Annotated in this window: 17 protein-coding genes, 3 tRNA genes and 1 pseudogene; 13 read left to right on the forward strand and 8 right to left on the reverse strand. The window is 53.4% G+C overall.

Features of this window, described 5'->3' with window-relative positions; translation table 11 throughout:
* Both Q0510_RS01735 and Q0510_RS01740 read right to left on the reverse strand, forming a co-directional pair.
* A partial coding sequence (locus tag Q0510_RS01735; protein WP_298707664.1) for a methionyl-tRNA formyltransferase occupies positions 1-331 on the reverse strand: 331 nt, incomplete at its 3' end.
* Between the two features lie 19 nt (positions 332-350).
* On the reverse strand, positions 351-1511 hold the full coding sequence (locus Q0510_RS01740; protein ID WP_298707666.1) for a DUF1343 domain-containing protein: 1161 nt from the start codon (positions 1509-1511) through the stop codon (positions 351-353).
* Between the two features lie 99 nt (positions 1512-1610).
* On the opposite strand from Q0510_RS01740, the gene Q0510_RS01745 reads away from it, so the two are divergent.
* The 4 genes from Q0510_RS01745 to Q0510_RS01760 all read left to right on the forward strand — a co-directional run bounded on the left by Q0510_RS01745 (position 1611) and on the right by Q0510_RS01760 (position 4600).
* Positions 1611-2039, forward strand: coding sequence for a peptidylprolyl isomerase (locus Q0510_RS01745; RefSeq protein WP_298707668.1), 429 nt, complete (start codon positions 1611-1613; stop codon positions 2037-2039).
* Positions 2040-2117: 78 nt separating this feature from the next.
* Complete coding sequence (gene pepT, locus Q0510_RS01750) at positions 2118-3368, forward strand: peptidase T (RefSeq protein WP_298707669.1); 1251 nt, start codon at positions 2118-2120, stop codon at positions 3366-3368.
* 74 nt (positions 3369-3442) lie between these two features.
* The gene (locus tag Q0510_RS01755; RefSeq protein ID WP_298707671.1) at positions 3443-4162 is read left to right on the forward strand and encodes a MotA/TolQ/ExbB proton channel family protein; all 720 of its coding nucleotides are present in this window, start codon (positions 3443-3445) and stop codon (positions 4160-4162) included.
* 24 nt (positions 4163-4186) lie between these two features.
* Positions 4187-4600, forward strand: coding sequence for a biopolymer transporter ExbD (locus Q0510_RS01760; RefSeq protein ID WP_298707673.1), 414 nt, complete (start codon positions 4187-4189; stop codon positions 4598-4600).
* Positions 4601-4657: 57 nt separating this feature from the next.
* Here the strand turns inward: Q0510_RS01760 and prmC are convergent, their stop codons facing one another.
* The gene (gene prmC / locus Q0510_RS01765) at positions 4658-5512 is read right to left on the reverse strand and encodes a peptide chain release factor N(5)-glutamine methyltransferase (protein WP_298707674.1); all 855 of its coding nucleotides are present in this window, start codon (positions 5510-5512) and stop codon (positions 4658-4660) included.
* Between the two features lie 134 nt (positions 5513-5646).
* On the reverse strand, positions 5647-6186 hold the full coding sequence (locus Q0510_RS01770; protein WP_298707676.1) for a hypothetical protein: 540 nt from the start codon (positions 6184-6186) through the stop codon (positions 5647-5649).
* A 228-nt stretch (positions 6187-6414) separates the two neighbouring features.
* Between Q0510_RS01770 and ribD the strand changes: the two genes are divergently transcribed.
* Together ribD and Q0510_RS01780 are read left to right on the forward strand one after the other, a co-directional pair.
* Complete coding sequence (ribD, locus tag Q0510_RS01775) at positions 6415-7404, forward strand: bifunctional diaminohydroxyphosphoribosylaminopyrimidine deaminase/5-amino-6-(5-phosphoribosylamino)uracil reductase RibD (protein WP_298707678.1); 990 nt, start codon at positions 6415-6417, stop codon at positions 7402-7404.
* 9 nt (positions 7405-7413) lie between these two features.
* The gene (locus Q0510_RS01780) at positions 7414-8010 is read left to right on the forward strand and encodes a YigZ family protein (protein WP_298707679.1); all 597 of its coding nucleotides are present in this window, start codon (positions 7414-7416) and stop codon (positions 8008-8010) included.
* Here the strand turns inward: Q0510_RS01780 and Q0510_RS01785 are convergent, their stop codons facing one another.
* On the reverse strand, positions 8011-9207 hold the full coding sequence (locus tag Q0510_RS01785) for a DUF6786 family protein (RefSeq protein ID WP_298707681.1): 1197 nt from the start codon (positions 9205-9207) through the stop codon (positions 8011-8013).
* 195 nt (positions 9208-9402) lie between these two features.
* Here Q0510_RS01785 and Q0510_RS01790 point away from each other — a divergent pair.
* Positions 9403-9475, forward strand: a tRNA-Gly gene (locus tag Q0510_RS01790).
* Between the two features lie 340 nt (positions 9476-9815).
* On the opposite strand, the gene Q0510_RS01795 is transcribed toward Q0510_RS01790, so the two are convergent.
* Together Q0510_RS01795 and Q0510_RS01800 are read right to left on the reverse strand one after the other, a co-directional pair.
* Positions 9816-10010 carry a hypothetical protein gene (locus Q0510_RS01795; protein WP_298707683.1) on the reverse strand — a complete coding sequence of 65 codons (195 nt, stop codon included), beginning with the start codon at positions 10008-10010 and terminating at the stop codon, positions 9816-9818.
* Positions 10011-10069: 59 nt separating this feature from the next.
* Complete coding sequence (locus tag Q0510_RS01800) at positions 10070-11113, reverse strand: glycosyltransferase family 2 protein (RefSeq protein WP_298707684.1); 1044 nt, start codon at positions 11111-11113, stop codon at positions 10070-10072.
* Between the two features lie 121 nt (positions 11114-11234).
* Here Q0510_RS01800 and Q0510_RS01805 point away from each other — a divergent pair, with 121 nt between their 5' ends.
* The 5 genes from Q0510_RS01805 (at position 11235) to Q0510_RS01825 (ending at position 13302) form a co-directional block, all read left to right on the forward strand.
* Positions 11235-12377, forward strand: coding sequence for a HAMP domain-containing sensor histidine kinase (locus Q0510_RS01805; protein WP_298707685.1), 1143 nt, complete (start codon positions 11235-11237; stop codon positions 12375-12377).
* Positions 12378-12430: 53 nt separating this feature from the next.
* Positions 12431-12514, forward strand: a tRNA-Leu gene (locus Q0510_RS01810).
* Positions 12515-12600: 86 nt separating this feature from the next.
* A complete protein-coding gene (locus Q0510_RS01815) occupies positions 12601-12855 on the forward strand; it encodes a type II toxin-antitoxin system Phd/YefM family antitoxin (RefSeq protein WP_298707687.1) in 255 nt (84 codons plus the stop codon).
* A 2-nt stretch (positions 12856-12857) separates the two neighbouring features.
* On the forward strand, positions 12858-13115 hold the full coding sequence (locus Q0510_RS01820; protein ID WP_298707689.1) for a Txe/YoeB family addiction module toxin: 258 nt from the start codon (positions 12858-12860) through the stop codon (positions 13113-13115).
* A gap of 103 nt (positions 13116-13218) precedes the next feature.
* Positions 13219-13302: transfer RNA gene (locus Q0510_RS01825), tRNA-Leu, on the forward strand.
* A gap of 63 nt (positions 13303-13365) precedes the next feature.
* Here Q0510_RS01825 and Q0510_RS01830 read toward each other — a convergent pair.
* Entirely contained in the window at positions 13366-14187 is an 822-nt protein-coding gene (locus Q0510_RS01830) for a hypothetical protein (protein ID WP_298707691.1), read from the reverse strand.
* A gap of 295 nt (positions 14188-14482) precedes the next feature.
* Here Q0510_RS01830 and Q0510_RS01835 point away from each other — a divergent pair.
* Positions 14483-14755 (forward strand): annotated as a pseudogene (locus Q0510_RS01835) (hypothetical protein); the annotation flags it as partial.

Raw genomic sequence — 14755 nt, forward strand, 5'->3', positions numbered from 1 at the left:
GTAACAGCGAACCATGTAAATTAATGGTTCCTTTTGGGGGCATATTCCATACTATCTCCGGCAACATCCTGAACGCCACTACCACCTGCAGATCGGCCTGGTAACCGCGCAACTCCTCGAGGAAGTCGGGGTTTTTCAGCTTCTCGGGCTGGAGAACAGGTATATTATGCTGAACCGCGTACTGTTTCACGGCGCTTTGCTGTAACTGGAGGCCACGGCCGGCAGGTTTGTCGGGCGCGGTGATCACGGCCACGACGTTGTATCCGTTTTTAACCAGCGCATCCAGCGAGGCCACGGCGAAGTCGGGCGTTCCCATAAAAATGATTCTCATGGGTGCAAATGTATTCAATTTAGAAATCGGTATACAACAGGTATTTCTTGCGGATGTTTGCGAAACGCTGCAAACCCGGTTCCCAGCTCTTGCGGATCGCTTCGGCCGTCATACCCTGCTGGATCTGCTTCCGCAAAACGTCGTTGCCCGCCAGCTTGTCGAAGAAGTTGTTGAAAAAACGCGCTTTCTCCGGGAACAGCTGGTAAGCATTGATAATATAGCTCAGGTCGATTTCATCGGTCAGGGGATCGATGGTGGTGAGGTCGAAGCCGTAGCAGAGGGAATCCATCAGCACCGGCGACTTCGCGCCCGGCACGCTTTTCGGCGTAAAGGAAAACCCGTTTTTAGGCAGCAAGGGGTGCCCGTACACCTGGAAAGGCTTGTCGGTACCGCGGCCCAGGCTGAAGACGGTGCCCTCGAACAGGCAGGTCGAAGGGTAGAGGTAGATGCTCCGCATATTGGGCAGGTTCGGCGAGGGCTTTACCGGCAACTGGTACATGGTGTTATGGTCGTAGTTTTCGCAGGGGACGACGGTGAGCGCACACTGCACTTTACCTTTCAACCAGCCTTCGCCATTCAACATTTTAGCGTATTCGCCGACGGTCATGCCATGCACGGTGGGGATGGGCTGCATGCCCACGAAGGAGCGGAAGCGGGTGTCGAGGATGGGGCCGTCGATGTAATGGCCGTTGGGATTGGGCCGGTCGAGGACGATGAGGGGTTTGTTGTTCTCCGCGGCGGATACCATCAGTTCTTCCAGCGTGGAGATATAGGTATAGAACCGCACGCCCACGTCCTGCACGTCAAAAACCAGCACATCCACATCCGCAAGGTCGGCCGCGGTAGCCTGCCGGTGCGAACCGTAGAGGGAAACGATGGGGAGGCCGGTACGGCTGTCGCGGCTGTTGCCTACTTTTTCGCCCGCATCGGCCGTGCCCCTGAAACCATGTTCGGGGCTGAAGATCTTCACGATATTGACTTTCAGGGACAGGAGCGAATCCACGAGGTGGGCGCTGGGGCTGATCATGGAAGTCTGGTTAACGAGCAACCCTACCCGTTTGCCTTTCAGCAGCGGGAGGTAAGCGTCGGTCCGTTGCGCGGCGGTGCGCACGTTGGGCTGCTGCGCCAGCAGGGTGGCGGGGAGGCAGCAGAGCATCAGCAGTTTGAGGAAGCTATTCATGCAAATTCGGGTTGAATACAACAAAATAAGGTGGCAAACCGTAAATAAAAAACAAAAAACGTACCTTCACCTTCTATTATCTTATTTTAAATATTTTATATGCAACAAGTTAAGACCGGCGATACCGTTCGCGTACATTACCACGGGCGGTTACAAAATGGCAATACTTTTGACTCCTCCGAAGGCAGGGATCCGCTTGAGTTCAAAGTGGGCGCCGGTATGGTGATCAGAGGTTTTGACAATGGCGTGCTCGACATGAAGCCCGGCGATAAAAGAACGCTGAACATTGCAGTAGAAGAAGCATATGGCCCGAAAAGCGAGGAGCTGATCATGGAATTCCCGAAATCCAATATCCCCGCAGACCTGAACCCGCAAGTGGGTATGGACCTGCAGATGAGCAACCCCCAGGGCCAGGTGTTCCCGGTGAAAGTTGTTGCCATCACCGACGAATTCATCACCCTCGACGCCAACCATCCCCTGGCAGGCGAGCCCCTGATCTTCGACATCGAACTGGTAGAGATCGTTTAACCGGTCCTCCTTATACATTTCCTGAAAGTAAAAAGTGGTCCGCTGCTTTTTACTTTCACTTTTTATACCCATCCCAATATGGACAAACAATATGCATACTCCGTTACCGGGCGCTTCCTCCGCTATGTAACGGTAGACACTCAATCCGATCCGCAAAGCACTACTTTCCCTTCCACCGAAAAGCAAAAAGACCTGGCCCGCATCCTGGTACAGGAATTGCAGCAAATTGGCATCGCAGACGCAGAGCTGGATGAACACGGATATGTATATGCCACCATTCCCGCTACTTCCGGTAAAAATGTGCCCGTTATCTGCCTCTGCGCGCATATGGACACAGCGCCCGATTGTTCGGGGAAAGACGTGAAGCCCATCGTGCATAAAAACTATGATGGGTCAGACATCGTGCTGCCCGATGATCCCTCGCAAGTCATTTCCGTGAAGGAACATCCGTACCTCGCGCAGAAGACCGGCGACGATATCATCACCGCCAGCGGCAAAACCTTGCTGGGCGCGGATAACAAGGCCGGTGTCGCAGAAATCATGGACGCGGCGCAATACCTCATCCAGCACCCCGAAATCCCACACGGCAAGATCCGCATCCTCTTCACGCCCGACGAAGAAGTGGGCCGCGGCGTTCAGCATGTAGACATGCAGAAGCTCGGCGCAGATTTCGGGTATACGATGGACGGGGGCGAACTGGGCGCGCTGGAAGACGAGACCTTCTCGGCCGATGGCGTAAAAATCACCATCCACGGCGTCAGCGCCCATCCCGGCGCGGCCAAAGGCAAACTGGTGAGCGCTATCAAGATCGCCGCGGAAATATTGCATTCGCTGCCGAAGGACATCCTCAGCCCGGAAACCACGGAAGACCGCCAGGGATTCATTCATCCTGTGCGAATCGACGGCATTACCGAAAAGGCGGAAATCGAATTCATCATCCGTGATTTCACCACGGCGGAGCTGGAAGGGCATGAGTTTTACCTGCGCAGGATCATGGAATCCGTGATCGCCAGGCACCCCGGCGCTACGGCCACTTTCGAGGTGAAGGAGCAGTACCGCAATATGAAAGAGGTGCTGGACAAGCATCCTGAAGTGGCTGCCAATGCGGAAGAAGCGATCCGGCGCGCGGGCGTGGAGCCGCTGAAGATGAGCATCCGCGGGGGAACGGATGGTTCGAGGCTTTCCTTCATGGGATTGCCCTGCCCCAATATCTTCACCGGGGAGATGGCGCTGCATTCGAAGCATGAATATGTAAGCGTGCAGGACATGCAGAAAGCCGTTGATGTGATCATTCAGCTCGCCCGTGTATGGGAAGAGCGTGCCGTATAATTTATTGCCGGGGAATGCGTTTTTATTATTACTTTGATCCCTTGTTAATACAAAAAAGAACGAAAATTTAATACATGTTGCTAGGACTCGTAACGTTTATGCAGGATTCGCTGCTGTTGCCGAAGGCCGACACCGTGGCTACGGCCGCCCAGGGAGCCGCCGGCGCCGCGCAGGAAATGAAGCTGTGGGATATGATCGTAAAAGGCGGACCGCTGATGATCCCCCTGGGGGTGCTTTCCGTGATCGCTATTTATGTATTCGTGGAAAGATACCTGACCATCGCCCGCGCCGGTAAAATGGAAAGCAATTTCATGCCGATGATCCGCGACCACATCACTTCCGACAATATCAGCGCCGCCCGCTCGCTCTCGAAAAACACGCAGGGCCCCATCGCGCGGATGATCGATAAAGGCATCCAGCGCATCGGCAAACCGGTAGACAGTATCGAGAAGTCGATGGAGAACGTAGGCAAGCTGGAAGTGTACAAGATGGAAAAGAACCTCGTGATACTGTCCATCATCGCCGGCATCGCGCCCATGTTCGGGTTTTTGGGAACCATCGCAGGGATGATCCAGACTTTCTTCAACATCTCGCAGACTTCCGATATTACCCTGAGCACCATCGCCGGGGGGATTTACGTGAAAATGGTGACCTCCGCCGCAGGTCTGATCATCGGCCTGGTCGCCTACGTAGGTTACAGCTACCTGCAGGCCCAGATCGACAAGGTGGTGAATAAGATGGAAGCCGCTTCCTCCGAGTTCATCGACGTGCTCCTGGAGCCGGTAAAACGCTAATCATTCAAAAGAAACAGAATCAACATGAACCTGCGGAGCCGAAATAAAAGACATGCGGAAATGCACAACGGCGCGTTGAACGACATCCTGTTCATCCTGCTGCTGTTCTTCCTCATCGTCTCCACCCTGGCCAACCCCAACGTCATCAAGCTGGCGTTGCCGAAAGCCGCTTCCAACACCAAAGCCAAGCAAACGGTGGTGGTGAGCATCGATGCGGGGCAAAAGTTTTTCGTGGGCACCAACCCCGTTTCCTTCGCCGAGCTACAGGCCATCCTGGCTTCCAAGATTCCCGCCGGGGAAGTGGATCCTACCGTCGTGATCAACGCCGAAGAATCCGTTCCCATCAGCGCCGTGGTATCCGTTATGCAGATCGCAAGGGAGCTGGGCGCCAAAACGGTACTGGGCACCGCCAAGCCGCAAAATGCGCCTGCCAGGTAACCGGCCGGTTATACTTTATTACATCAGGAAACTGCATCCGCAACGGGTGCAGTTTTTTTATGCCTTAGAAGCACGCACCATCCGGTTTTTCCCGAACATATCCTTCTTCAGGATCACGTCGTGGAACCGCTGCTTTTCCAGTTCAGCCTTCACTTCCGGCCCGTAATCCTCGTGGATCTCGAAATACAATTTACCCCCGGGGTCGAGGCGCTCCATGGCCAGCTGGCCGATGCGCCGGTAGAAGAGCAGGGGATCGTTGTCGGGCACAAACAAGGCAGCGGACGGCTCAAAGTGCTGCACATTCACTGCCATATCCGCTTTTTCCTTCTCCGGGATGTAAGGCGGGTTGCTGATGATGATATTCAGGCAGGGGAGGAGCGCGGCGGCTTTGGGCTCCAGTACATCCTGCTGCACGAAATTGATCGGCGTATGTTGCATCTGTGCGTTGCGGCCGGCTACAGACAATGCGCCGGGGCTCACATCCATCGCCCAGATATCGGCCGAAGGCCAGTGTTTTTTCAACGCGATAGGGATGCATCCGCTGCCCGTACCGATATCCAGCAAGCGGAGGGCGGGTTGGGAAGGATGATCGAGCAGCACCCATTCCACGAGTTCTTCCGTTTCCGGCCGGGGGATCAGCACCTGGTCGTTGACGATCAGTTCCATCCCGTAAAACCAGCTTTTGCCCGTAATGTGCTGGATGGGCCTGCCGGCAAGCAGTTGCTCCAGTCCCTCGTTGTACCTCGCTTCCCAGGGCGGGGTAAGGTCCATATCCTTGTGCACGATGCGGTCCAGCTTGCCAAGCCCGGTGATATGTTCCATGAGGAGATGGCCGATATTGGCCGCTTCCCGCATGTCGTACATGGGGCGGAGGGCGCTGGTAAGGTTTGCAAATGCGGATTGGATCGTCATGTTATACGGCGAAACAGCGGCAGGGCCGCCGGATCGAAATTTTCGCAAACATAATGAATAGTTGCATATCGTGTGCGGGCCGGTTTATATTATTGATTATCAATTTATTGATAGAGATAATCGCCGGCGATATGCTATGGTTCCGGCAGGATCGTTTTCAGGAATTCGCGCGCCGAAGGAATGTCTTCAGCCCTGCATTTTATCTTTCCGAAGAGATATTTGTCAGTGTTGTACAGCTCCGAAAAAAATGAAAGATAGGCTTCGCCCAGTAGATGGAAGCGAACCACCAGGTATTGCGCATTCCCCGCCTGGACGACGGTGGTATCCACTAATGTTGCCAAACCCGGTGTGGGCCATCTTTCCAATCCTTTGTAAAAGTCATATTTGTTTTGAAAACTGAACCGGTCAAACTTGTGGTCGGAATTCTCCTGCAGCGAGATCAGCAGGTGGTCTGCCTTGAAATAACGGACATAGGGCAATAAGATGATTTCGCGTTGGAAATGTTTTTTATTGAAAGCAGCGTATTCGTCCCCTGACAGGGAATCCGCTTTCAGGGAAAGGCGGGCGAGCGTTTCGGCATAGACATTTTTTTCCTGCGCATGGCATAAAGAGGCGGCCAGGATGCACATCATCGTGATGGCATTTGATTTCATGAGTTTTTTGATGGGTTGCATGGAAGGGAAATTTTCATCCGGCTGCAAATAAGGAAATTATATCAACTCTATTTTTGTTAGGATCAACAATTAACATAATGGAATGTTAATTTATCTTATCAGGGTTGAAACAACGCCAGCATGTACATCATGCCCGACTTGGCAAATGCCTTCCTAGTGCCTATTTTTGTTGTTTACTGCAATTCCTTTATAACGTAAATGAGCAACACCCACCCGCACGAATTTTTTATGCAACGTTGCATCGGCCTGGCGCTGAAAGGTTCCGGGCATGTATCGCCCAACCCTATGGTTGGCGCGGTGCTCGTGCAGGAAGGGGGGATCATCGGCGAAGGGGACCACCATTTCTGGGGAGGCCCCCATGCCGAAGTGAACTGCGTCAACAGCGTGCCCCCGGAACTGCAGGAGCTCATCCCCAGGTCTACCCTCTATGTTTCCCTGGAGCCCTGCGCGCATCACGGCAAAACGCCGCCCTGCGCCGATCTCGTAATAGCGCAGAATATCCCGGAAGTGGTGATCGGGTGTGTGGACCTCTTCTCTAAAGTAGCCGGTAAAGGCATCGAAAAACTCCGGCAGGCCGGCATCGGCGTAACCGTGGGCGTACTGGAAGATGCCTGCCGTTACCTCAACCGCCGGTTCTTCACCTTCCATGAACAGCTGCGGCCTTATGTCGTACTCAAATGGGCGCAATCGGCCGATGGTTTCATCGCCCCGCCCGACCGCTCTCCTGTCCGCATTTCCAACCCGTTTGCCGATCGCCTCGTGCATCGCTGGCGTACGGAAGAAGCGGGTATCATGGTGGGTACGCAAACTGCTTTGCTGGATAATCCACGGCTCACGGCCCGCCTCTGGCCGGGGAAGTCGCCGGTCCGCATCGTGCTGGATCTCGACAGCAAGGTGCCGGGGAGCCATTATGTAAAAGACGGATCGGTGCGCACGCTCATTCTTACTTCCGCGGAAATCGATGCGGAGCAGGCCCTCGTGCCCCAGGTGCTCGCGCAGCTGCATAAGGAATCTGTCCTCAGCGTGATCGTGGAAGGCGGCGCTTTGCTGTTGCAACAGTTTATCAGCGGCGGGCATTGGGACGAGGCGCGCGTCATCACCGGCCAGATGGCATTAAGCGGCGGTTTGCCGGCGCCCGTGCTTAAAAACGCACTGCTGAAAGAAAGCGCTTACATCGCTGGCGACAGGATCGATACCTTTGTCCCCGCCTTTACTTAAAACCAGGAAATGAACGTTTATTATACGATTGAAAAAAAGTCAGTAGCCGAATTCAAAGACCGGGGCAGCAAGTTCCTCGCTTACGCCTTCCCGGTTAAAAATACCGACCAGGTGAAAGAATGCCTGCAGGAAGTGAAAAAGGAACACCCCAAAGCCACGCACCATTGCTATGCGTACAGGCTGGGGACAGACGGTACGCAGTTCCGCGCGGTAGACGACGGCGAGCCCGCGGGATCGGCCGGGAAACCAATTCTCGGGCAGATCGACAGCAAGCAGCTGACCGACGTGCTGGTGGTGGTGGTGCGTTATTTCGGAGGCACCCTGCTGGGCGTGCCGGGGCTCATCAATGCATACAAGATGAGCGGCGCGATGTCCCTGCAACTGATACCTGCTGTGCAGAAAAACGTGGAAGCGCGCTTCCTGCTCGTATTTGATTATACGATCCTCAACGAAGTGATGATGGTGGTGAAGCAGAACAATTGCACCGTGCACAAGCAGGATATCCAGTTATTCTGCAGCATGGAAATCGGTATCCCCAAAGCCAGCCTGGACCTCACACTGCTCCGGCTGCGAGATATCTACAACCTCGAGATCAAACCGCTCTGATCAGGGTAGCGCCGTCGTAATTTCTTTCAGGTTAACTCCGAAAATCTTCTTTGTGATGTCTCCGAGATGTTTTTCGCTGCCTTCCAGGTGGATGGTGCGGTGGAAGTGTTGCATCCTGCCTTTGGGTTTCAGCAATGCGGCCGGGGAGGTGCTTTGCACTTCCACGAACCTGCCCCGCGCAACGGTGTTTTCCGGTCCGTTGTTGCGGATGGTGAGCACTTCCGCGCGCGTGTCCGTCGCGGTTGCGCCGAGGTACAGCGCGGGGTTGCGCGGCAGAGTGAATTGGATTACGGTCAGCAGCTTGCGTTCGGGATCGTAAATACCCATGAAATTTAGCGCCGAAGCCTGTTGAACACCCAGTTCCATTTCGAAGTTGCCGTCGGCCCGGAAAAAGGCGACATTGTTTTTCACGAGGAAGCGTTCTTTGGGTATTTCCGTGCCCGTATGCACCTTGCCGCCTTTGCGGAGGGGGATGATGCCGACGGACTGCGGGCCGGCGGCAAACATGCCGCGGATGCGGATGGCGGTGGTGCCATGGGAGGTGTCCCAGCGCTGGGTACCGGTGTTGAGGAGAATGTTGTCGGAATGGAAGCCTACGGCGTGGACGCTCCGGTGGATGTCGGCGCCGAGATAGTTGTGCAGGTCGCGGCGGGAGAGGAGCGTGATGGTGCGGGTGATATGTGCGTTGAGGGGATTGTTTTTGGAATTGGGGAGCAGCGCGTCGCCTTCCAGGGTGATGACGCCTTTTGCGGAGGGCACCTGGCGTAGCAGGACGGAGTCGCGTAGCGGATCGGGGAGCGGCGTGGCGGGAAGGGAATCGTTCGGAACAAGCGCCGTGCTGTCGGGCAAGGGGCCGAAGAGGAGGCGGTCTTCCCCGCCGAAGGTGCTGAAATGAAATTGTTTCCCGTTTTCGATGGTGCCGTAATTGAGGAATCCGAAGCTGCGGCCGTCGTCGGCCACGGTAGAGCTCATTACGCGGCCCTGCCATCCGGCAACGATGGCGATGGCGGATTTGCTGGTGCTGTCTTTCAATACGGCCGGCGAAGTGAATGCCCGCAGGAAATCGATGTCTGCTGCGAAGTTATCGGGCCGTGATATGGTTTGTTCCTGTTGGACAGGGGCCTTGGCCTGCTGGCTGTTGTTGTTGCATGCGAAAAACAGGGTGAGCAGGCAAGCGGCCGGGATAGATTTGTGCATATGCGGAATAGTCTCGCTTCCAAAATTTGTACAATGATAAATTAATTTCTTTAATAACGGTAAGTGCGCATTTCCAGTATGGGCGCGGGCTACAAAGGGAGCCGATGCACAGGGGAATATTTTTTTTGAATTTTTTGAGAATATAATTTGCTGAATTCAAACTCTTTCCTATTTTTGCAATCCCAAAACGGACAAGCGGAAGTAGCTCATTTGGTAGAGCACGACCTTGCCAAGGTCGGGGTGGCCGGTTCGAGCCCGGTCTTCCGCTCAGAAACAGAAGCCTGATTGCATAGCAGTCAGGCTTTTTTGTTTTTGGTTAGTTCCGGGTTGATTTCGGATCAGGTAAAATTGGATCAAGTTGAGAAGTTGGGGGAAGAATTAAAAAGTCGTTGTGTTGCATGCTTTATCAGTGATCTCCGTGGACCAGAACTACAAACAACGGATCAGGTAAAATTACCGGTGGATGGAGTGGATCCGGCAATTGTTGTAATGAAATGAGAACCGGGAAAATGACGAAAATCATACCGGCCACCTGGTGAAATAACGTTGGAGGGGCATAAAAAAAGCCGCGCTTTACAGCACGGCTTCTATATTTTTCAATCCGGAGATTATTTGTATTTCGGACTGTAAAGGGAGCTTTCGGGTACGGTAACCTTGGGCTTTTTATAACGGTGCTCCGACAGCTTGTAGCAGCCACCCAGCACAAAACCCAGAACGCAGGCCAGTTTCAGGTAGAAAAGGAAACGGGAGGAAGATACCCAGTCGCGGGTGAAATCATTCTTATTTTCAACTGTATGCTCCATATACAAATTTTTCGCTGTGCAAACTTACAAAGTAAAATGTCAAAGTCCAAATAACCCGTTTATTTCTTCCCCGGTTTGGACAGCTCGGAGAACTTGCGGCGGTTCAGGAAATAGTAGCGCCAGATCATGATGCCGTGGAAAACGCCGTGCAGGTCGAACAGCCGCTTGCGGGGCAAAGTGTCCGGCGGCTGGTTGCGGGTTTCGCGGCGCCAGCGGTAGTAGTCGCGGTACGCGCGGAAGATGGCTGTCATATCTTTCGGCTTGCCGGAAACGAGGCTTTTGGCGGCGGCCATCATATCCAGTACCAGGCGCTGCGAGAGGATGATCCATTGCTCCTGGAAATGGAGGTTCTTGCGCAGCATGATAAGGTTGTTGCGGAAATTGAGGTACAGCTTCCTGGGGTTCCCCTGCGGCAGGCTCCCGCCGCCCACATGGTATACCACAGAATCGGGGCAATACCCGATCCGGTATCCTGCCCGCTGCAGCCGCCAGCAGAGATCCACCTCTTCCATATGCGCAAAGAAATACGGATCGAATCCGCCCATCTCCCTGTAAACAGCAGCACGGATGAACAGCGCCGCGCCGCTGGCCCAGAATATGTCCTGCGGGGTGTCGTACTGGCCGTTATCTTTCTCCGTCGTATACAGGATGCGCCCGCGGCAGAAGGTGTATCCCAGGATATCCATCCAGCCGCCGGCCGCACCGGCATATTCAAAGCAGTCTCGCTCGGCCCAGGCGCGGAGTTTGGGCTGGCAGGCCGCCATGTCGGGGTTGGCCTGCAGGTGCGCAACAACGGGCCCTATCCAATTGGGGTCCACTTCCACGTCCTGGTTCAGCAACACGAAAATATCGGCCTCCACATGCTGCAGGGCCTCGTTATATCCGCCTGCGAAACCGCTGTTGCTGGCGTTGCGGATGATCTTTACAGAAGGGAATTGCTGTTGTGTGTAAGCCACGCTGTCGTCGGTAGAAGCATTGTCGGCCAGGATGATATCCAATTGCCCGGCGTATACGGAAGCGCATACGGATGGCAGGAACTTCTCCAGGAAATTCCTTCCGTTCCAGTTCAGGATAACAACAGCGACCGATGGCAGAACTGACAAATGCGTAGGTTTATGGCTTGACTAATTATTTTTTAGCGTTGCAAATATGCAACAAAGCCTCCAAATATTACTAAATTAGTTTATTGTTAACGGCCGCATGGCCGTCATTATCCGAATCCTGATGTTTAGACAATTTACCGGCTGGAAAATCTCATTGATCGCAGTGGCGGTCGCTATCATCGTAACCACCATCTGGTTCGTCAATAACCTGTCCGAAAAAATACAGGAAGAGGAAACGAAGAAAGTAGCCACCTGGGTGGAAGCGAACCGCGAACTGCTGCAGGCTTCGCCCGACGCGAACCTGAACCTGGCCGTGGAGATCGTGACCACCAACACCACTATTCCCCTGATCCTGACCGACGAGCAGGGCCATATCATCGACCACCGCAACCTCGATTCCCAACTGGTGGTGCGCGATACGGCGTACCTGGAGCGGCAGCTGGAGAATTTCCGGCAGCAGCACCCGCCTTTCATTATGGCGGTAGACTCGCATTCCAATAATTACATCTATTACGGCGATTCCGTCATCCTCCGGCAGGTGCGGTATTATCCCTATATCCAGCTGATCGTGGTGGCATTGTTTATCGGGCTCACGCTTTTCGCCTTGTCTTCCACCAACCGCGCGGTCCAGAACCAGGTATGGGTGGGCATGGCGAAGGAAACGGCCCACCAGCTGGGGACGCCGCTGTCTTCCATGGAAGCCTGGCTGGAGATATTGAAGGAAAACGAAGAAGCGCGCGTTATCGCCGGCGAGCTCGGCAAGGATGTGGACCGTCTCAAACTGATTACGGACCGGTTTTCCAAGATCGGGAGCGTCCCCAGCCTGGAGGAACGCAACGTGGTGGAACAGGTGGCCGCCATGATGGCTTATATCAAGAAACGCGCCCCGCAGAAAGTAAATTTCACGCTGCAAACGGCCGAACAGGAACTGTCGGCCATGATCTCGCCCACACTGTTCGACTGGGTGATAGAAAACCTGCTCAAAAACGCACTCGATGCCATGGAAGGCAAAGGCGAGATACAAGTACTCATCGAAAACCACCCCGCCCACCTCACGATCGACATAACCGACACCGGGAAAGGCATCCCCGCGCGGCTGCAGGAAAAGATCTTCCGCCCGGGCTTCAGCACCAAAAAGCGGGGCTGGGGGCTGGGGCTTTCCCTTGCCAGGCGCATCATCCAGGACTACCACAAGGGGCGGCTGACGGTCAAATGGTCGGAGCAAAACAAGGGTACTACCTTCCGTATCTGGCTTCGGAAATAATTTTATTTGGATATTTGTGAAAAGGCTTTATTTTTGCAACCCCAACAACGCACGCGGAGGTGGCGAAATTGGTAGACGCGCTACTTTGAGGTGGTAGTGCCTGAAAGGGCTTGGGAGTTCGAATCTCCTCCTCCGCACTAAGCACCGGCTGGTTATCCAGCCGGTGTTTTTTTATGTATTTATTTGGAATATAGTACGCATTTTTGTACTTAAATACGTACTTATGAGAGTTGTTAACTATTCAGAATTTCGCAGTAATCTCACGGAAAATCTTAATGCTGTGAATGATGACAGGGAAATTGTAATTGTTGCCCGATCCCAAGGAAAAAATGTTGTTGTAATGGACCTCGATGAGTATAACGCATTGCAGGAAACGTTACATTTGACAAGTACCAGGGCTAACCGTAAAAGACTCGAAGAAGCAATAACGGAAATGAATAAAGGAAAATCCGTTAAACACAAACTTATTGAAAAGTAACTATGGAGTTAGCGTGGCAGACCCATGCCCGGGAAGACTATCTTTATTGGCAACAACAAGATAAAAAAGTCCTGGAGCGCATTAATGAGCTGATTAAGGATGCGTTACGTTCGCCCTTTAAGGGTATGGGAAAACCGGAACCGTTAAAGGGCGATTTGGCGGGATTTTGGAGCCGCCGGATTACTGATGAGCACCGGTTAGTTTATATTGTTAGGGATAAGCGGTTGCATATTATTCAATGTTGGCTACATTATCACTAATTATCAGGGAAACGTTAACGATACGGTCAGAATATTTTTCAAAATTGATGTCGCGATGATCGAATTACCAGAAAAGAATTTATTTTTGCGACCTTAAACACCCGCGGAGGTGGCGAAATTGGTAGACGCGCTACTTTGAGGTGGTAGTGCCTGAAAGGGCTTGGGAGTTCGAATCTCCTCTTCCGCACATACAAATAAAAAGGAGTCATTTCTCGGGAAATGGCTCCTTTTTTTATTCAGTTCCCGGCCGCTATTTGAGGCTCACCACCGCCAGCACCAGCAAAGCCATGCCTGCAGTGGCGGATGCAATCGCCACATACGGTAACTTGCGTTGGGATTTCCTGTCTTTCAGGAACTCGGTTTTCATCGCGTCATGCCCCTCAACTGCCTGCAATCCCGGGAGTGCTTTTTTCATTTCCGCACCTTCATAGAAGATATTGGACCGTTGCTCCGGCAGCGCTTCCGCTAACCGGTAAAAATAGGCTGGCTGATGCATAGCGATGGAATCGATGGCCGTCCGGAAGTGATGGTTCCGCCAGGGCTTATCGTGTTGCAGATAATACAGGCTGTCGGTAACGGCGGAAAATTCCATTGTCCTGATATGTTCCCCAATGTACCGGGTGATCCTGTCTTTCCGTTCTTCCACGTTTATCACACTGTCTTCGATGTTGCGCAATTGCTTTTCAGCGAGGTCCCGGAACCCGGTGTGCTCCAGGGCTTCGCCCGGCAACTGGCCCCAAATGTGGAGCACTTCCGCATTGCAGCGCCATTGCGGGAACCGGGCGCTTAACTTTTGGCAAAGTGATACCTGCCGGGAGTTGTACCAGGCGCTGTTGAGTTGGGATTTATCAATCGGACCGGCAGGCTGGAGCAGTTTATATGAATATTTTTTTCCGTTTTGGGTGATGAGCTCCCAGCCGCCATTCCTCCGGAGCCTGGTTTTTCGGCCGGTGAAGTTGCCGTCTGGTTGTCTGAAGAGCGTGTCCTCGCTTAAAATGCGCAAACCGCCGCCCCTAAACGACCGGCTGTGACCTATTTCGTGCATGATGGCGGTGTCCGTCCCGGCTTGCACGAACCAGGAGAACTTTTGGTTATGATAAACCAATTGCGTTGCCTCAGCCGGGTCTTGGGCTTTAATATTTTGCGAGCATAAAAGTGCGAGAATGGGTAGCAAATTTTTCATCAGGTATGGAAGGGATTTTTAACTGCGGCTTGGGCCGTGCTATTCCGTAAGCTACAAAAAGGATTGGAATATCCAATGTTCCGCCACCCGGAAATCTAAACCGAAAATCGGCTAACTTTGCCGCTGCGCAGATACAATGCGTACCAATGCCTGTAATTTGACCGCAGGCTAAATCATGTGAACTATGGGAACAAACGTCACCTGCCCCAATTGCGGGCATCTGTTTGTCATGGAAGACGCCATGGCCGCAGAAATAAAGAAAGACCTCCGTGGAAAGATGGAATCCGAGTGGCGTAAACGCGTGGAGGCGCTCGAAGCCCAGAAATCCGAAATAGAACAAGCCAAGCAACAGGTCGTACTCGAACGCCAGCAAGTTTCGCAGGAGAAGCAGCGGCAGGAAGACGAGCTGCATAAACGCCTGCAGTCCGAAAAACTCAAACTGCAGGAATCCCTCGGG

This window comes from uncultured Chitinophaga sp., from assembly GCF_937874145.1.
GTDB lineage: Bacteria > Bacteroidota > Bacteroidia > Chitinophagales > Chitinophagaceae > Chitinophaga.